15 protein-coding genes and 1 pseudogene are annotated in these 17,986 nt (G+C 56.5%); all 16 read right to left on the reverse strand.

The window, feature by feature from the left end:
• The coding region (locus HY308_09605; GenBank protein MBI3898537.1) for a tetratricopeptide repeat protein at positions 1 to 267 on the reverse strand (267 nt) is incomplete at its 3' end.
• Positions 268 to 306: 39 nt separating this feature from the next.
• Positions 307 to 387, reverse strand: a pseudogene (locus HY308_09610) (SEC-C domain-containing protein).
• Between the two features lie 4 nt (positions 388 to 391).
• Positions 392 to 1,765 (reverse strand): tetratricopeptide repeat protein, encoded by a 1,374-nt coding sequence (locus tag HY308_09615; GenBank protein ID MBI3898538.1) that lies wholly within the window; start codon positions 1,763 to 1,765, stop codon positions 392 to 394.
• Positions 1,716 to 2,102 carry an SEC-C domain-containing protein gene (locus HY308_09620; GenBank protein MBI3898539.1) on the reverse strand — a complete coding sequence of 129 codons (387 nt, stop codon included), beginning with the start codon at positions 2,100 to 2,102 and terminating at the stop codon, positions 1,716 to 1,718. Before HY308_09620 ends, HY308_09615 begins: the two co-directional genes overlap by 50 nt.
• Positions 2,099 to 2,656, reverse strand: a complete 558-nt coding sequence (gene rfbC / locus HY308_09625; GenBank protein MBI3898540.1) for a dTDP-4-dehydrorhamnose 3,5-epimerase — start codon at positions 2,654 to 2,656, stop codon at positions 2,099 to 2,101. The genes HY308_09620 and rfbC overlap by 4 nt, the downstream gene beginning before the upstream one ends.
• Positions 2,653 to 3,729, reverse strand: a complete 1,077-nt coding sequence (gene rfbG, locus HY308_09630; GenBank protein ID MBI3898541.1) for a CDP-glucose 4,6-dehydratase — start codon at positions 3,727 to 3,729, stop codon at positions 2,653 to 2,655. Before rfbG ends, rfbC begins: the two co-directional genes overlap by 4 nt.
• Positions 3,726 to 4,493, reverse strand: coding sequence for a glucose-1-phosphate cytidylyltransferase (gene rfbF / locus HY308_09635; protein ID MBI3898542.1), 768 nt, complete (start codon positions 4,491 to 4,493; stop codon positions 3,726 to 3,728). The genes rfbG and rfbF overlap by 4 nt, the downstream gene beginning before the upstream one ends.
• A 140-nt stretch (positions 4,494 to 4,633) precedes the next feature.
• Positions 4,634 to 5,839, reverse strand: coding sequence for a DegT/DnrJ/EryC1/StrS family aminotransferase (locus HY308_09640; protein MBI3898543.1), 1,206 nt, complete (start codon positions 5,837 to 5,839; stop codon positions 4,634 to 4,636).
• Position 5,840: 1 nt separating this feature from the next.
• Positions 5,841 to 7,064, reverse strand: coding sequence for an aminotransferase class I/II-fold pyridoxal phosphate-dependent enzyme (locus HY308_09645; protein ID MBI3898544.1), 1,224 nt, complete (start codon positions 7,062 to 7,064; stop codon positions 5,841 to 5,843).
• Entirely contained in the window at positions 7,061 to 7,792 is a 732-nt protein-coding gene (locus HY308_09650) for a class I SAM-dependent methyltransferase (GenBank protein ID MBI3898545.1), read from the reverse strand. The genes HY308_09645 and HY308_09650 overlap by 4 nt, the downstream gene beginning before the upstream one ends.
• A 39-nt stretch (positions 7,793 to 7,831) precedes the next feature.
• Positions 7,832 to 8,554, reverse strand: a complete 723-nt coding sequence (locus HY308_09655) for a WbqC family protein (GenBank protein ID MBI3898546.1) — start codon at positions 8,552 to 8,554, stop codon at positions 7,832 to 7,834.
• Between the two features lie 94 nt (positions 8,555 to 8,648).
• A complete protein-coding gene (locus HY308_09660) occupies positions 8,649 to 10,334 on the reverse strand; it encodes a tetratricopeptide repeat protein (protein ID MBI3898547.1) in 1,686 nt (561 codons plus the stop codon).
• On the reverse strand, positions 10,331 to 12,157 hold the full coding sequence (locus HY308_09665; protein ID MBI3898548.1) for a tetratricopeptide repeat protein: 1,827 nt from the start codon (positions 12,155 to 12,157) through the stop codon (positions 10,331 to 10,333). Before HY308_09665 ends, HY308_09660 begins: the two co-directional genes overlap by 4 nt.
• The gene (locus tag HY308_09670; protein ID MBI3898549.1) at positions 12,154 to 14,166 is read right to left on the reverse strand and encodes a tetratricopeptide repeat protein; all 2,013 of its coding nucleotides are present in this window, start codon (positions 14,164 to 14,166) and stop codon (positions 12,154 to 12,156) included. The genes HY308_09665 and HY308_09670 overlap by 4 nt, the downstream gene beginning before the upstream one ends.
• Positions 14,142 to 16,283 carry a tetratricopeptide repeat protein gene (locus tag HY308_09675; GenBank protein MBI3898550.1) on the reverse strand — a complete coding sequence of 714 codons (2,142 nt, stop codon included), beginning with the start codon at positions 16,281 to 16,283 and terminating at the stop codon, positions 14,142 to 14,144. The genes HY308_09670 and HY308_09675 overlap by 25 nt, the downstream gene beginning before the upstream one ends.
• Positions 16,280 to 17,986 (reverse strand): tetratricopeptide repeat protein (locus HY308_09680; GenBank protein MBI3898551.1); only part of this gene is annotated, 1,707 nt, incomplete at its 5' end. The genes HY308_09680 and HY308_09675, both read right to left, overlap by 4 nt.

Below are 17,986 nucleotides of genomic sequence, written 5' to 3' on the forward strand. Positions count from 1 at the left end.
AGCTTCATCCAGTCGCCCCAAAGCCTGAAGCGCCACACCAAGATTGCCGTATGCTTCTATCAGGGCAGGCCTGAGCTCGATCGCACGGCGATAGCTCACCACCGCCTCCTCCAGCTTGCCCGCGATGAGCAGTTTGTTCCCCTGGGCATAATGGCTTTCGGCATTGCCCGGTGCCGGATGCATAACGGTGCGCGGAGCAGCAGGCGCAACTTTGCCTGTTCCCACCGTATGCTTGTATTGCCCCGTTTGATACGGCTGCGCCGTCACACCCCATCGGCTTGAGGTGCGTGCCGCATTATCCTTGCCAAGGCAGCATGACTCATACGGCTTCCCGCTTCCGCAAGGACACGGCGCGTTACGATTCGGTGTACTTGTAGCTGTCACCATGGCCTCATCCTTTCAGCACACACCACTGCCGCCAGAGATCGCGGCAAGCTGTTTCTACCGAGCGCGCAAAGCCTGCTTCGTCCATCAGCAGACTCGCTTGCACCTGACCGCGCAGATTCGCGCGCAACGATGCCAGCCTCTCCTTGTTCGCAGCCAATGCCGCTGCCTTGTCCACGTATTCCGCTTCCGTCGCGGCGATCCATTCTGGATGCCCCGCGTTCCGCAGAAAGGACGAGCCGATGCACCCCACCGACGGGCGCTCTGCCAGGGTGACATAGGGAACGCCCATGTACAGACTCTCGATCAGCGTTGTGCCCGAGTTGTGCGGGAAGCAATCCAGGCTGATGTCTATCTTGCGCAGCAGATCCCATGGCGGACTGTCATAGCCCAGCAACAACCTCTCCGCCCCGGTTCCATACTGGGCAAATCGCTGCTGCATCTCGGCTTGCTGGCTCGCGGATTGAAGGTTGCGGCTGTTAATGATCAGCCGTGATCCAGGCACGCGCTGGAGCAGCGCAGCCCAGGTGCGGATCACCCTATGGTTGATGCGTATGGAGCGCGACAGGGAGCCGAAGGTGATGCTTCCAGTTTGCTGCACCGGTGAGGGGCCGGGCTCGCCCATGTCGGCATCAGGCCGGTACGCAGCAAATGCAGGCAGGCGCACGATGCGTTCCGAGAACACGGGCTCACAGCCTTGCGGGGTGAAGGCTGCATCCCCCAGAAAATAATCTATCGCCTCCAGGCCCGTCGTGTATCCATAGCCCATCCAGGACATCTGGATCGGCGCCGGCTTGCGCGCGAATACCAGCAGGCGGTTGCCGGCGGTATGGCCGGCCAGATCGATCAATATGTCTATGCCATCCCGGCGTATCATTTGCGCCAGCGCTTCATCGCTCATGCCAACCGTGTTTATCCAGTGATCCGTATAGCCCTTCAGCCTTGCGCTGACTGCATCCTCTGCTGCAACTTGCGCATAGGCAAACACTTCGACCTGGGTCTTGTCGTGATGCGACAGCAAGGGCTCAATGAAGTGGCGGGCAGAATGCTGCCGGAGATCCGGCGACACATATCCCACCCGCAGACGGCGCTCGGGGTCGCGCCCATGGCCATGGCTCACATCTCCCTTGAGTACGGGACGGGCATGAACTTCGTTCCAGCGCTGATATTCGGCAAAGATAGCCTCGGCAGATAAATCCGGGTGATAGTTCAGGCAGAAAAGCAGGTTGCTGTGCGCCTCGGCAAAATCGGGTTTGAGCGCGATGGCCTTGCGATAACTGGCGACAGCCTCTTCCAGCCGCCCCCGTTCCTGTAGCGCACTGCCCAGATTGTTATATACCTCGGCATAATTCGGCCTGATCGCAAGCGCCTTGTGGAACATCGCTATGGCCTCGTCCAGCAGCCCCGATCGCACGGCGATAGCTCACCACCGCCTCCTCCAGCTTGCCCGCGATGAGCAGTTTGTTCCCTTGGGCGTAATGGCTCTCGGCATTGCCTGATTGCGGCTGCGCAACCAGGCGCGGGGCAGCCGCTGGCGCAACTTTGCCTGCCCCCACCGTATGCTTGTATTGCCCCGCTTGATACGCCTGCGCGGTCGCACCCCATCGGCTTGCACCGCGTCCCGCATTATCCTTACCAAGGCAGCATGACTCATACCGCTTCCCGCTTCCGCAGGGACATGGCGCTTCACGACTCGGTGTACTTGTAACTGTCATCATGATTCACACCGGATTCCGGGATAGCTGGGGGTTAACGCAGGGTGATTGCTGTCGCGCCGCGAGAGATCGGCAACCGGCAGCGGCCACGTGATGCCCAAACGCAGATCATTGCATGACACTCCATCCTCCGCTTCGGGCGTATAAAATGCGGTGTGAAGATACAATAATTCACTGTCCGGCTCCAGCACCTGAAAACCATGTGCGCAGCCTTCCGGTATGACCATCATGCGCGCATTGCCCGGCGCAAGTTCTTCGGCGTGCCATTGCAGAAAAGTCGGCGAGCCCGCGCGCAGGTCAACCGCCACATCCCACACGCGCCCCTTGAGGCAGCGCACCAGTTTCATTTCCGCATGCGGCGGATGCTGATAGTGCATGCCGCGCACCGCACCGATCTTTGCCGTACGCGAGTGATTGATCTGCACGATGCGACGGTCGCCGATAATGGAGGCCAGTTCGCGCTCGCAATACAAGCGGGTGAATGCGCCGCGATCATCGGCAATTGGAACGGCTTCGACGACCAGCACACCCGGCAGTGCAGTATGCAATATCTTCACGCAGCCCACTCCCGTTGCGCAATCTGCGCTTGCGCGATGAATGCGGCAAGCTGGGAGCGACTCTCGATATGACCATCCAGCAAATATGCGCGATACCATTCCGCAGTGGCCGTCAGCGCGTCGTCCAGCGACCACGTGGGTTGCCAGCCTAGCCGCGTATGCGCTTTGCTACTGTCGAGATAAAGCAACCCGGCTTCGTGCGGCTGGGGGCGATCCGTTGTTTTCCAGTCCAGTTCCGGCCAATGGATTTTCAGGCGCGCCAATATCTCCGCGACGCTGCGATTATCTTCGGGGGCCGGGCCGAAATTCCAGGCCTGCGCAAATTCCTTGCGTCCTTCGAGCAATCCTTGCCCGAGCAGCAGATAGCCGCTCAGGGATTCGAGCACATGCTGCCAAGGACGTGTAGCCTGCGGCGAACGGATTTCCAACGGTTTGCCGCAAGCGATCGCCCGCACCAGGTCGGGGATCAGCCGGTCTTCGGACCAGTCGCCGCCGCCGATGACATTTCCGGCTCGCGCAGTAGCCAGCAAGGGGCTATGCGCCTCATGAAAAAATGCGCTGCGATAACTGGCCGCCACCAGTTCCGCTGCGGCTTTCGATGCGCTGTAAGGATCGTGCCCGCCGAGGCGATCCGATTCGTTGTAGCCGCGATCCCATTCCTTGTTCTCGTAGCACTTGTCGGTGGTCACCGCCACGATGGCGCGCACACTCTTCGCATTGCGGCATGCTTCGAACAAGTTGGCAGTGCCCATGACATTGGTCGCCCAGGTTTCCAATGGCTCGCGATAGGAGCGGCGCACGAGCGGCTGCGCGGCCAGATGAAGAACGATCTCGGGCTGAATATTTTTTACGACGCTTTCCAGAGCAGAATAATCGCGGATGTCCAGCCTGTGGTCCGGCATGTCCAGCTTGAGCAAATCCCAATGATTGGGGTTCGTATCCGGCGGCAGCGCCACACCGGACACCTCCGCTCCCAGTTGCGTAAGCCATAGCGCGAGCCAGCTTCCCTTGAAGCCGGTATGCCCGGTCAGCAGAACCTTGCGCCCATGATACAAGCCGCCAAACAATTTCATGCCCACACTTTCCAGGGCGGATTGCTGCTCCATAATTCTTCCAGATGATTCTTGTCGCGCAAGGTATCCATCGCCTGCCAGAATCCGGCGTGCTGATAGGACATCAACTGTCCCTCCTGCGCCAGTTGCTGCAAGGGTTCCTGCTCCCAACTGGTCTGGTCGCCATGAATGTAGTCGAACACGGATGGCTCCAGCACAAAAAAACCGCCGTTGATCCAGGCGCCGTCGCCTGCCGGTTTCTCCTGAAAACTCCGCACTTCGCTCCCATCCAGGTTCAGGGCCCCATAACGACCCGGCGGCTGGATCGCGGTAACGGTCGCCTTCTTGCCGTGAGCACGATGGAATTCCAGCGTTGCACCTATATCCAGATTAGTGACGCCATCACCATAGGTAAAACAAAAAGTCTCGCCACCCAGATAATCGCGCACACGCTGCAGGCGCCCGCCAGTCAGCGTGTCCTGCCCGGTGTCCACCAACGTAACACGCCACGGCTCGGCATAACGTTCATGCACTTCCATGCGGTTCTGCGCCATGTCGAAAGTCACGTTCGACATATGCAGAAAATAATTGGCGAAATACTCCTTGACGATATAACCCTTGTAGCCCAGACAAATCACGAAATCGTTGATGCCGTAATGGGAGTATATCTTCATGATGTGCCACAGGATGGGCCTGCCGCCGATCTCTATCATCGGCTTGGGTTTCAGGTGGGACTCCTCACTGATGCGGGTGCCGAGTCCACCAGCCAGAATAACGGCTTTCATAATTTCTCCACCCCTGACAAATTAAAAATCCTTGTGGACAGGTTTATCGAAGTCCCTGCACCCAGCCCAACACCCCAACGCCAATCTTCATCCTGGATGGGAAGCCGGATTTTATCAAACGTTCTTTCCCGACGTGAATCTCATCCACCCGCTGAACCTGGCTTCAGGGCCACGCGAATATTCGGCGCAGCATGATGTATCCTTGAAAGGACGTCACAGATGCGCCCCGCAGCCCCATCCGAAACCAGCGCGCCTATCGGAAACTGGATACATGAAGCACAAGCACGATCGGTGTTCGGCAAACGATCGGGATAATAAGCCTGCCCGTGAACATAAGGAACGCAACGGTGCACACCGGGATAGAAATAGCGCCGGGCATTGATATTTTCCGCATTAAGAACGGCAAGCAGCGCATCTCTGGGAAGCCCGAACTCTGCTTCGTCGACCATGCACACGACGTACTGGTAATTCGAGACGCTGACTCCCGTCGGGCGCACAAGGTGCAAGCCAGGAATACCTGCAAGACGCTGCTCGTATATCCGGTACAGGCGCTCATTGTTTTCCCGGTTCGCAGGAAAATCCTCCAGGCTCATGAGCGCGACAGCCGCTTGTGCTTCCGACATCCGTCCATTTGAAGTCCTGTCGACTTCTACAGCCTGCTCTATGCCATAACCGCTACGGATGTTCCTCAGACGCACAGCCAAGGCATCATCGTTGGTGCAGATGCAACCGCCTTCCGCCGCACTCAGTATCTTTGTTGCGTGGAAGGAAAAAACCTCCATTTTCCCGAAATTGCCAATGGAAACGCCGCCAACCTTGCAGCCGAAGGCATGCGCAGAATCAAAATACAACTGCACGCCTCGTGCATGCGCCAACTCTGAAAGCGCACTCGGGTTGCACGATCCACCCCACAGGTTCACCCCCATGATCGCGCTAACATCATCCGTGATTAATGCGTCTATCTGATCCAGTGCCATTTGATGCGTCAACGGATCGATGTCGCAAAAAACCGGTTCGAGACCAGCCCACGTCAGCGATTGCGCCGAAGCGATGAAGGTGTATGCAGGAAGGATGACCTTGCCTGATAGCCCCATGGACTCTGCCGCCATCATCAGCCCTATGGTGGCGTTGGTCACGCAGACCACATGCCGCACCCCGAGGAATTGTTCGAGCTTCTGTTCGAGTTCGTTGGTCAGCGGCCCCTGGTTGGTGTAATACTGCCGCTCGAATATTCCTCGAAACGATGCAACATAACGCTCCCATGAAGGGAAATAGAGCTGCCCTACAGGAAGCACCTTGTCGAACTCGGGTGGCGACCCGAAAAATGCGAGTTTGTGTGTGTTCATGCTATTCCTTACCGCCTGCGCGCAACCGGTTTGCGATTTGTGCCGCATTGTTGCGGATGAAATCCAGCAAGCCGACGATGTCGCGAACATCATCCTCGCTCACCTGATGGCCGCAAGGCAGGAGAGCATATCTCTCGGCGAGCGCATCCGTCAGTGGCAGGTCTACAGGCACGCATGGGTAGCCCACACGTTTGCGGTGCAAGGGAGGAGAGTAGTAGGCGCGCGCGTAAATCTTTTCCGCATTCAGGATGGCAAGCGTATCCGCGCGCGTCAGCGGCCATACATCCAGGAATTCCACCAGAATATTTTTGTAGCTTGTCGGGGTATCCGCAAGGAATTCGACCAAGCGTATTCCGGGAATGGCCGCGAGCTGATCTTTATAGGTGTAATACCGTTGCCTGTTACGCAATACCTGATCTTCAAGATCGTCGAGACAGCCGAGCGCCATCGCCGCATGGACTTCATTCATCTTTGCATTCAATCCACCGGCCACCTTGACGTTGTCTTTCCCTTCGAATCCAAAACCACGCACCAGAATCAATTGCTTCGCAAGCTCCGCATTATTGGTCGTGAGGTAACCGCCCTCGAAGCCATTCAGCAGCTTGCTGGCATGGAGTGAAAAACATTCAGCATCCCCGAACCCGCCGACCTTTCCGTCAGCCACGAACTCGTATGGGGACTCGACCGAATCAAACAGGAGAGGGATATTGTGCTCTTGCGCCAGCGCAACCAGCTCTGCCACTTCGCAACAATTTACAAACGGATGCACGGCAACGATCAGCGCTGTATTTGCGTTGATGCAACGGCTCACCGTCGCCGCACTTTGCGCCAGCGAACTTTCTTCCACTTCGCAGAAATGGGGTTTCAGCTTTGCCCATGAGGCAATGTCTGCCATGCGGCGGTAAGTCAGTGATGGCATGATGACCTCGCTGCGCCCCTTGATGGCAAGCGCACTCATCGCAAGAACCAGCCCCCAGAAACCGCTGCAAAAAGTGACGCAGAACTCCGTCTGATGGAAACTTGCGAGCCGCTGCTCAAGCAGCCTTACCAGTGCACCGTTGTTCGTATATTGCTGATGCTCGAAGAAAACTCTGGAGTAATTCAGGAATACATCGAAATCCGGCGCCACCAGATTCGAGGTTGATTTCGGCGAACCGAACAAGCTCTCGGTCCCGAATATTGCAAGTTCATTGACGTTGCTTTTAAGCTTTTGCACGCGCTTCATCTTCCGTTCGCCGGCCGGCTAAGCAGTGCGTCATAGCGATAGTGTGCCGCGTAAAATTCGGGGGGCATGACCGAAAACCGTACCCGCCATCCCGCCGCCTCAGCCAGCGCTGTGAACTCATCCCGCGACCGCCATATCCCGATCTGCGAACAGGGGTCGGCCAACTCTTCCGGACCAGGCGTCCGATTCAGATAGAATTTCCCGGCCATGCTCTTGTCGGGCAAATTGCCTATGAACAGTTGTTGAACATTGCAGAATCTCTCGAACAACAGGCGCAGCGTTTCTTCCGCAGCCGGGAAATAGGAGAAGCTGCCATAACACAGTGCCTTGGTGAAACGCTCGGGCCTCGCTTCCTGACGCACATATTCCAGCACATCGTGGACTGCGAATATGGCTTTGGGAGCGACCTCGAAATTCTTCTTTGCAACCGAAATCAGGTATTCGGAAATATCAACGCCCAGATACTCGGCACAGGAATCAAGAAACAGGTGGGCAAGCGCTCCATTGCCGCACGCCAGATCAAGCAGAACGCCGCCGGAATCCAGCTCAAGCTCTCTTTGTATCGCTCCGACTATCAGTGCTATCTGGTCGTCCGTCACGGGCTTGCCTTGCACCGTGCGCCGTATCTGCCCCCAGAAATCGTCGGGGTGCTGTGATCTCGCATACGCGTCTGAGTCGAGCTTGGGATAAGACGTTTTATCGCCGCTCACGGAAAGGGTTCCTGCCATATTGATTGATTCCTCATGCTCTTTGTTTCCCACCATCCATCACCATGCGGATTCGATAGAGTACTTGTCCAGCAACTCCCGTGTTCCCGCCGCTCCGTTAAACATCAAAACATCCACTATGGACAATGATGGCTCGAATTCGCCGCCCTGAGCGTAATTGATCGCATCGCTTTTCAGGAAAGAAAGTTTAACATTACTAGCCTGGTATTTACCCGGATCGAATAATCCTTTCCCGCCAATCGGATTTATATACTCTCGCGCCCGCATCTGCTCCGCGATCCTTAACGACCACTCCCCCGCATCATGGACATTGGCATAGTCCAGATTCTGGCTGGACGAGGTGAGCACCCGCGTGGTGACGCCCAGATATTGGCATACCTCATGAACGATAGATTCGTTGATCTTGACGATGCTCTCTTCGTTCCCGATTCTTGAAAAAATCTCTTGCAGCAACTCCTTCACCTCGCGGTAATGCGGCGCCCGGTTTTTATGCCCATAATGTTCCAATTGCCGCAGGATGGGCAGCTTCCAGTCATTACCATGCGCATGGATATTTTTTATGGGTTCGTTTGCCGAATGCTTCTTCAGCGGCACAGATATATATCGCCAGCCACCGCCCAGCTTCAATATTCTGTTCCTGTTGATCCAGCCACCCTGAATGTACTGCACATCATCAAGCAGCACGAATGTATCTGCGGCATGGAGCAACTGCCAATAGCCTATGTAGGGGAAAAAATAGGGTTGCATGACAGCGAGCTTCATGAGGCACTCCGCGCAGTATTCGCCATTCTCCGTACAACCGCACCAGAGATTTTTAATAAGCAGGCATATCTGCCATATGCCAACAGTGCCGCGTTCATGTATCGCACCATTCCCGCCAAATGGTTCTGTACAACTGCTCCAGACTGCGCGTCAACTGCGCGGGATCAGCGTTCAGATTCTCCGCTATCCGATTCCGAAGCGTTTGCCGTATCTGCGCCAGTCCGGGCAGGTCGCCCACCACCTTAAGCGCACACTCGAAATATTCTTCTTCCGATCTGGCAACGAACTCACCCAGGCCCACCCGCGTCAGCAACGTGCTGCCTATGCGCGAGGCCGCCTTGTCACCTGTCAGGCTGATGACCGGCACCCCCATCCACAAGGAGTGGCTGGTGGTCGTCCCGCCATTGTAGGGAAACGAGTCCAGCGCCAAATCTATCTGCTGGTGCAGCGCCAGATAATCCGCCATCGACATTCGCGGGTGCAGCACCAGCCGTGCTTCGCCTATGCCGCATTGATTGAACATATCCTTCAGCTTTTGTTGCAACAGGGCATCCGTAGCATTGCCCAGCATCAACCTGGACCGAGGCAGCGCCAGCAAAATGCGCGACCACAGGCGAATCGCCTGCTGGCTGATTTTCACGGGATTGTTCAAACAGGCAAAGGTAATTTGCCCCGCTGCCAGCGCAGGCAGCGCATTAGCCGGAGGGCTTTCCGCAGCGGGCTGAAAGACGCAACTGTTCGGCAAGCGCAGCAATGTCTCGGTATAGAACCGCTCGGTTTCTCCTGTCGGATTCAATGCCTCATCGGTCAGCCTATAATCCATCGCCTCCAGCCCGGTAGTGCCGGGATAGCCTATCCAGGTGATCTGTAGTGGTGCAGGTTTGCGCGCAAAAACCAGCAGGCGGTTCCCTCCGGTGTGGCCGGACAAATCAACCAGTATATCGATACCATCGTTGCGGATGCGCGCCGCCAGTTGCTCGTCGGATAATTCCACGCATGGCACCCAATGATCGGATGCCACTCTGATGCGCTCAGTGACACGATCATGAATCAGGTTGTTGTAGTAGCAATAGACCTCGATTTTCGCCTTGTCGTGGCTAGTCAGGATAGGCTCCATGAAATGCGCCACGGCATGATTGCGAAAATCACTGGAAACATAACCCACCTTGAGTCGCTTCTCCGGATTGCGCATATTTGCATGGGCCATCCGGTATGGCTTGAGCGGTGCCTCGAATCGCTCCGCGAAACGCAAATGCTCGGCAAAGGTTTCTGCCGGGCTGTAATGGTTGGAGTACTGCATCGCCAAAAGCAGATTGCTAAAGGCTTCGACGTAATCCGGCTTGAGCGCAAGCGCCTTGCGGTAGCTGGCAATGGCCTCGTCCGGCCGGCCCTGATCCTGGAGCAGGTTTCCCAGGTTGTAGTGCGTACTGGCAACCTCGGGCTTGTGCATGATCGAGTTGCCATAGCAGGCAGCCGACTCATCCAGCTTGCCCTGCTGTTGCAGCGCAAGCCCCATGTTGTTATACGCCTCCGCATAATCCGGCTTGAGTGCGACCACTTTCTTATAAACTGCAAGCGCCTCATCCAGCCTGCCTTGTTGCTGCATGAGGCAGGCGTCCCTGAACAGAAGTCGCACATCGTTCGCGCCGGAACCGTGTCCGGCGGATTTCATGGTTTGGGTTGCAAGGCCAGGCATCGCCTCCGCTTTGCCGAGGCAACACTGCTTGTATTTTTTACCGCTGCCGCAGGAGCAGGGATCGTTGCGTCCGGGTTTGCTCATGACTGCCGGCCTTGATCGATTTGCCATTGTCCGTACATCTCGATGTAAGCATCCTCCAGACAGGCAGCCAAACCTTTTGCGTCGCACAACGGACTCGCGGACATGCGTTCGCGCTGTGCCGGGCGCAGTATCTTGCGTAGTGCAACATCACGGGCCAAAGCAACCACCTTGCCCACATATTCCTCATCGGAACCAGCAACCCATTCCAAATGCCCAATCGCATTCAGCATCGCAGCCGTCATGCGCGATGCCATGCGATCGCCTTCCAGCGCAATAACCGGCACACCCATCCACAGTGCATCGCAAGTCGTGGTGCCGCCTCCCATGGCCCCGATCGGATCCAGCGCGATGTCCAGCCTGTCGTAATACGCCATGTGCTCCTTCCAGCCGGGTGTGACATTGCGCGATTGAAGCTCAATACGGCTGGCTGGAATACCATGTCCAGCCATGACATCCAGAACGCGCTGCCGGTTGCCCGCATCGGCCAACTCCCTGGTCTTCAGCAGCAGCCTCCCTTCGGGCAACGCATGCAACACTCTGGCCCAAAGTGCAAAAGTGGCTGGCGTCAATTTCCCCAGATTGTTAAAGCTTCCCACCCACACCGTGCCATCAGGATCGGAGCCCCAACCTGAAACCGGCGCTTCCTTCTTGCCGTCGTAACTTACCCATACCCTTGGCAACCTCCAGACCCGTTCGCTGAAGTGGCTGTCCGTCTGCGGTGGCGTCAGGATCTCATCCCCGATCCAGTAATCCATCTCGCTCACACCCGTGCTCGCGCAATAGCCCAGATAATGCGCCTGCACCGGTGCTGCGCGGCGGGCGAACACGGTCATGCGATTGGGGCCGGTGTGTCCGGAAAGGTCCACAAGCACATCTATCTCATCCGACTCGATGCGACTCATGAATGCTGCATCCGTGCTGCCTTCGACAGGAATCCAATGTTCCACCAAGGCTTGCAGACGGTCAGTAACGGCATCGCGCTGGCCATAGATTGAATAGGCATGCACTTCCACCCTGGATCGATCATGATGGGTAAATAGCTGCTCCACAAAATAGCTCACCGCGTGTTCGCGGAAATCTCCGGAGACATAACCTATTTTCAGCAGGCGCCCGGCAAGCGGCGCGCGCCCAAATCTCTTGCCTTGAGCTGCCTGTCGCGCCATCTCGGGAACGCAAGCCCGTTCCCAGCCTCGCGCCAGGGCAAGATACTCCTGCGGAGACAACAGGGCGTGGTAAGCATAGTTAAATAACAAATTAGTGTATGCATCGACATAATCCGGCTTGAGGGACAGCGCCTTGCCATAGCTTGCTATCGCTTCCTGCACATTTCCTGTTACCTGAAGCGCATTCCCCAGGTTGTAATGCGCCAGGGCAAAATTCGGCTCCAACGCAATCGCTGCGCGATAGCTGGCAATGGCGCCATCCAGATTATCCTGCGCCTTGAGCGCAAGCCCCAGATTGCAGTGCGCCTTGGCAAAATTCGGGTGCATTGAAATCGCCTTGCGGTAACTGGAAATAGCTTCATCCAGCCTGCCGGCGATTAGTAATTTGTTTCCCAGATTGTATTGTGCATCGGCATTGCCTAGCTCGCGCATCGGCTGTTTGAAGCTGCCACTCGTTGTTGCACCCGGCGCACTGGGACGTGTGGCTGCGGCAACATGTGCAGTTCCGGGCGTGAGCTTATAGTGCCCCGTCTGGTATGGCTGAGACATCGAACCCCAGCGGCTTGCAGCGTGTGCGGCACTATCTTTAGTCAGGCAGCACTCCTGATATTTTTTTCCGCTGCCACAAGGGCAGGGAGCGTTGCGTTCAGGCTTGTTCATGATCGTTGACCTTGGGCAGCTTGCCACCGTCTGAACATCTCAATGTAGGCATCTTCCAGACGAGTAGCCAAGCCTTGCGCATCGCACAACGGACTCGCGGACATGCGTTCGCGCTGGTTTGTCCTCAACGCCTTGCGCAACGCTACATTGCGCGCAAGAGCAATGGTTTTATCAACATATTCCTCCCCGGTTTGGGCCACCCATTCCGGATGCCCGATTGCGTTAAGCATTGAAGCCGTCACGCGCGAAGCCATACGATCACCTTCCAGCGCAACAACCGGCACGCCCATCCATAGCGCATCGCAAGTCGTGGTGCCGCCACCCATCGCTCCGACCGGATCCAATGCAATATCCAGGCGGTCGTAGTACGCCATATGTTCTTTCCAGCCAGGCGTGATATTGCCGGACTGAAGTTCGATGCGATCCGCCGCCACGCCATGCCTGGCCATCTCGCCCAGGATGCGCTGGCAATTGCCTGGATCGGCCAATCCTTTGGTCTTCAGCAACAGCTTCCCTTCAGGCAATGCATGCAGCACTTTTGCCCAAAGCGCTAAAGTAGCAGAAGTCAGCTTACCCAGATTGTTGAAGCTGCCCACCCATATCGTCCCGTCTTGCACCGGCTGCCATGCAGAAAGCGGGGCTGCCGCCTGGGCATCATAGCTCAGCCATATCCGGGGCAGCCGCCAGACCTGTTCGCTGAAATGGCTATCCGTCTCCGGCGGCGTCAGAATCTCGTCGCCTATCCAGTAATCCATCGCACTCAAGCCTGTGCTGGCGCAATAGCCCAGATAATGCACCTGCACCGGCGCAGCGCGGCCAGCAAACACGCCCATACGATTGAGGCCGGAATGGCCCGACAGGTCAACCAGTACATCTATGCCATCCGCTTCGATACGTTGCAGTAATTCCATATCAGATACATTTACCACGGGAGTCCAGTGATCCACCAACGCTTGTATCCGCTCCGTTACGCCATCACGCATACCTGAATTGGAGTAGGCAAATATCTCCAGCCGCTCCCTGTTATGTTGAGCGAAGAGCTGCTCCACGAAATAGCTCACCGCATGCTGGCGAAAATCACCGGAGACGTAGCCTACTCGCAGCCGTCTCCCGGCAAATGTTAACCTCCTTAAAGTCCGACTCCGCGCCACACGCCTAAGCGGCTCTGGCACGCAAGCCAGCTCCCAACCGCGCGCGCGCGCAAGATACTCTGATGGAGCAAGCAGGGCGTTATAGGCGAAGGTGAACAGGAGGTTGGAATAAGCATCCGCATAATCAGGCTTGATTGATAGCGCCTGATTGAAGCTGGTGAGCGCCGCATTCAGCATGCCCTGATCCTTGAACACCATCCCCAGATTACAGTACGCCTCGGCAAGGTCGGGTGAAATTGCAGCCGCCCTGCGATAGCAGGCAATGGCCTCGTTCAATCGGCCCACATCCTGGAAGACCAGCCCCAGATTATTCTGCGCCATGGCATGACCGGGTTCGAGCGCAATCGTTTTGCGATAGCTGGTAATTGCTTCGTTCCAGTCTCCCTTTTCCTTGAGCGCATTCCCCAGGTTGTAATGCGCCAAAGCGAAGTCCGGTTTAAGCGCAAGCGCCTTGCGGTAACTGGCAATGGCTGCGTCCAGTTTTCCTTGCTCACGGAGAACGATACCCAGACTATTGTGGAAAAGCGGCTCTACAGGTTTGCCGGTTATGGCGCTACCGATAAGCTCAACGGCCACTTCTTTCTTCCCGGATTGTCCTGCGATGACGCCCAGCCAGTGCAGGGCATCGGGGTGACCCGGCTCCTGTTGGAGTATTTGCTGATATATAGCTTCGGCCTGATGCAAGCGGCCGGATCTGTGGTGAGCGATCGCTGCCTGGAGAAGATTAGCGACTGATGGGCCGCATACTGCCTTATGCTCTTCGAGGCGCATACAGCACTGTTTGAATTTTTTCCCGCTGCCACAGAGGCAGGGATCGTTACGTCCAGGTTTGGTCATGACTGCTGTGTGTTTTGCCACCGTTCGATCATCGCGATATAGGCGTCTTCCAGACAAGTAGCCAGGCCTTGCGCATCGCACAACGGGCTCGCGGACATGCGTGCGCGCTGGTTTGTCCTCAACGCCTTGCACAACGCTACATTGCGCGCAAGAGCAATGGTTTTATCAATATATTCCACCTCGGTTTTTGCCACCCACTCCGGATGCCCGATTGCGTTGAGCATCGAAGTCGACATGCGCGAGGCTCTGCGATCTCCCTCCAGCACGATTACCGGCACTCCCATCCATAGCGCATCGCAGGTTGTCGTCTCGCCGCCCATGGCGCCGACCGGATCCAGCGCTACGTCCAGGCGGTCATAGTAGGCCATGTGCTCTTTCCAGCCGGGGGTGATATTGCTGGATTGGAGCTCGATGCGGCTGGCAGAAATACCGTGCCCAGCCATGACTTCCAGAATGCGCTGGCAGTTGCCCGCATCGGCCAATTCCTTGGCCTTCAACAACAGCTTCCCTTCGGGCAGGGCATGCAGCACCCTGGACCAAAGTAACAAGGTCGCGGGCGTCAACTTGTTCAGGCTGTTGAAGCTACCCACCCATAACGTTCCGTCTTGCGCCGGATGCCAATCGGCAACGGGAGCATCCGCCTTGCCTGCATAGCTCACACATATTCGCGGCAACCTCCAGACTCGTTCGCTGAAATGGCTGTCCATTTCCGGCGGCGTCAGAATCTCATCCCCGATAAAGTAATCCATCTCGCTCAGACCCGTACTCGCGCAGTAGCCCAGGTAATGCATTTGCACTGGCGCGGCACGAAGCGCAAACACCCCCATGCGGTTGTGGCCCGTGTGCCCTGACAAATCAACAAGCACGTCTATGCCATCCGCCTCGATGCGCTCGCGGATTGCGGCAGCAGACATTCCGGCAACGGGAATCCAGTGATCCACTAGCGCCTGCAGTCGGTCGGTTACCGCATCCCGTCGCGCATTGGTCGAGTAGGCAAATAACTCTACTCGTTCACGGTCATGATGCATGCAGAGCCGCTCGATAAAATTGCTCACCGCGTGATGACGAAAATCTCCCGAGACATAACCCACGCGCAGCCGCCTTCCGCTAAGCGGCAGACGTTCAAACTTCCTGCTCCGTGCCTCGCGCCTCTCCTGTTCCGACACGCAAGCCAGCTCCCAACCTCGGGCGCGAACCAGATATTCTGACGGAGCAAGCATGGAGTTGTAACTGTAGACAAACAGAAGGTTGTTATAGGCATCGATATAGTCCGGCCTGATCGCGAGCGCTCGCCGATAACTGGCTATCGCTTCGTCCAGCTTACCCTGGTCTTTGAGCGCCATGCCCAGATTATTATGCGCCGCGACATAATCCGGCTTGATAGCCAGCGCCTGACGATAGCTTGAAACTGCCTCTTCGATATTACCCTGTATCTTGCGTACAAGTCCCAGGTTGAAGTGCGCCTCCGCGTATGTCGGATTGAGCGCAAGCGCATGGCGATAATTTTCGATTGCAGCATCCAGCGCACCTCGCGCCTGAAGTGCGCTTCCCAAATTAAAGTGCGTCCCCGGCTGCTCAGGCATAAGCAGGAGTGCTTTGCGCAGGGTTGTGATCGCCTCATCCAGCTTGCCTTGCTCCTGTTGCACATTACCCAAGTTGTTATATGCGCTCACATGATCCGGCCTGAAAAGGATCGCTTTGCGATAACAGGCGACCGCATCTTCCAGCTTCTTTTGTGTCCGCAGGGCGTTCCCCATATTGTAATAAGCGCCGGCATAATCCGGCTTGAGCTCAATCGCTTTGCGGTAGCTGGCGACCGCCTCATCCAGCCTGCCCAGCTCGTTGCAGATTATGCCCATGCTGTTGTGATAGGCCGCTTCCGCAGGCCTGATGGCAATAGCCTTATTAATGAAATCAAGAGCCCTTTCATTCCTGCCCGATTGCCCCGCAACCATTCCCAGACTATGCAACACATCGGCATTATCTGGTTCCAACTGGAGCACCTGCTGATACAGCACTTCCGCTTGAGGCAGACGCCCAGCCTGTTGGTGAATGGCAGCAGCCTGCAGAATATTCCGGATTGAGGACTTGCTTGCCGCCTGAGCTTTTTCAGTTCGCATGATTTTTATAATCGTCATTTACCTGGCGACTGCCACCAGCGCCCGAACATCTCAACGTAAGCATCTTCCAGACAGGCAGCCAAGCCCTTTGCATCGCACAATGCACTCGCGGCCATGCGCTCGCGTTGACCGGATCGAAGCGATAGACGCAACTTTACATCCCGCGCAAGAGCGACAATTTTATCAATATAGTCTGCCTCGGTTTGAGCTACCCACTCTGCATGACCAATTGCGTTCAGCATCGAAGCTGTCATGCGCGAAGCCATACGATCGCCTTCCAGCGCAACAACCGGCACCCCCATCCACAGCGCATCGCAAGTCGTAGTGCCGCCACCCATCGCACCAACCGGATCCAGTGCTATGTCCAGGCGATCATAGTACGCCATGTGTTCCGCCCAACCGGGAGTAAGGTCACTCGCTTGAAGCTCAATCCGATCCAGCGCGATGCCATGCCCACTCATCGTGTCCAGAATGCGCTGTCGGTTGCCTGCATCGGACAGACCCTTGGTCTTCAACAACAGTTTCCCTTCCGGCAGGGCGTGCAGCACCTTCGCCCAAAGTGCAAAAGTGGCTGGCGTCAGCTTGCCCAGATTATTGAAACTGCCTAACCATACTGTTCCGTCTTGCGCCGGTTGCCAGCCAGTAAGCGGGGCGCTCTCCTGACCGTCATAACTTACCCACACCCGTGGCAGTCTCCAGACCTGCTCACAAAAATGGCCATCCGTCTTCGGCGGCGTGAGAATCGCATCGCCTATCCAGTAGTCCATCTCAGTCAGGCCAGTGCTGGCGCAGTAGCCCAGATAGTGCGCTTGCACCGGTGCTGCGCGGCGAGCAAAAATTCCCATGCGGTTATGCCCAGTGTGGCCCGATAGATCAATCAGTACGTCTATGCCGTCCGCTTCTATGCGATCAAGCAACGCTACATTGGCAAGCCCCATCACCGGAACCCAGTAATCCGCCAGCACTTTTAACCGCTCCGTTACGGCATCTTCTTGAGTATGAGTTGCATACGCAAATATTTCCACCCGTGAACGGTCATGATGGGCGAAGAGCTGCTCCACAAAATAGCTTACCGCGTGTTGCCGGAAGTCTCCAGAAATATAGCCTACCCGCAGTCGCCGTCCTGCCAGCTGCACACGCCCAAGCTTCTTGTTCCGTGCCGCGAGCCTTTCCTGTTCGGGCACGCACGCTAGTTCCCAGCCCCGCGCCTGGGCGAGGTATTCATCTGGGGTTAACAGCGAGTGATAGGCGCAGGTAAATAACAGATTGGTATAGGCATCGGCATAATCCGGCTTAAGGGATAACGCCTTATTGAAGCTGACAAGCGCTTCTTCCAGATTGCATTGCGCGCAGAGCGCGATTCCAAGGTTATAGTGGGCTGTAACCAGGTCAGGCCTGACTGAAAGTGCCATGCGAAAACAAGCTGCGGCTGGCTCCGGTTTGTTTTGTAGTTGCAGCACAGCCCCCCAATTACAGTGAGCCTCAGCGTAGTCCGGTTTGATAGAAGTCGCTTGGTGGTAACAGGCAATAGCTTCGTTCAGCTTGCCTTGCGCATGATATGCAAGCCCCAGATTGTTGTGTGCCTCTGCGAAATCCGGCCTGATTGCAATCGCCTTGCGGCAACCGGCTATCGCCTCATCCATGCGACCCAGGTTCTTCAATGCAGTTGCGAGGCTGTTGTATGCTTCCGCGTTGCCGGGCTCCAGCGCAATCGCCCGACG

Source organism: Gammaproteobacteria bacterium (assembly GCA_016199745.1).
GTDB lineage: Bacteria > Pseudomonadota > Gammaproteobacteria > Acidiferrobacterales > Sulfurifustaceae > JACQFZ01.

Bases quoted from the DNA above. Each gene is read 5' to 3' on its own strand.
- HY308_09655 (MBI3898546.1), bottom strand. From the start codon at position 8,554: ATGAAGCTCGCTGTCATGCAACCCTATTTTTTCCCCTACATAGGCTAT.
- rfbF (MBI3898542.1), bottom strand. From the start codon at position 4,493: ATGAAAGCCGTTATTCTGGCTGGTGGACTCGGCACCCGCATCAGTGAG.
- HY308_09660 (MBI3898547.1), bottom strand. From the start codon at position 10,334: ATGAGCAAACCCGGACGCAACGATCCCTGCTCCTGCGGCAGCGGTAAA.
- HY308_09665 (MBI3898548.1), bottom strand. From the start codon at position 12,157: ATGAACAAGCCTGAACGCAACGCTCCCTGCCCTTGTGGCAGCGGAAAA.
- rfbG (MBI3898541.1), bottom strand. From the start codon at position 3,729: ATGAAATTGTTTGGCGGCTTGTATCATGGGCGCAAGGTTCTGCTGACC.
- HY308_09650 (MBI3898545.1), bottom strand. From the start codon at position 7,792: ATGGCAGGAACCCTTTCCGTGAGCGGCGATAAAACGTCTTATCCCAAG.
- HY308_09645 (MBI3898544.1), bottom strand. From the start codon at position 7,064: ATGAAGCGCGTGCAAAAGCTTAAAAGCAACGTCAATGAACTTGCAATA.
- HY308_09620 (MBI3898539.1), bottom strand. From the start codon at position 2,102: ATGATGACAGTTACAAGTACACCGAGTCGTGAAGCGCCATGTCCCTGC.
- HY308_09675 (MBI3898550.1), bottom strand. From the start codon at position 16,283: ATGACGATTATAAAAATCATGCGAACTGAAAAAGCTCAGGCGGCAAGC.
- HY308_09640 (MBI3898543.1), bottom strand. From the start codon at position 5,839: ATGAACACACACAAACTCGCATTTTTCGGGTCGCCACCCGAGTTCGAC.
- HY308_09615 (MBI3898538.1), bottom strand. From the start codon at position 1,765: ATGTTCCACAAGGCGCTTGCGATCAGGCCGAATTATGCCGAGGTATAT.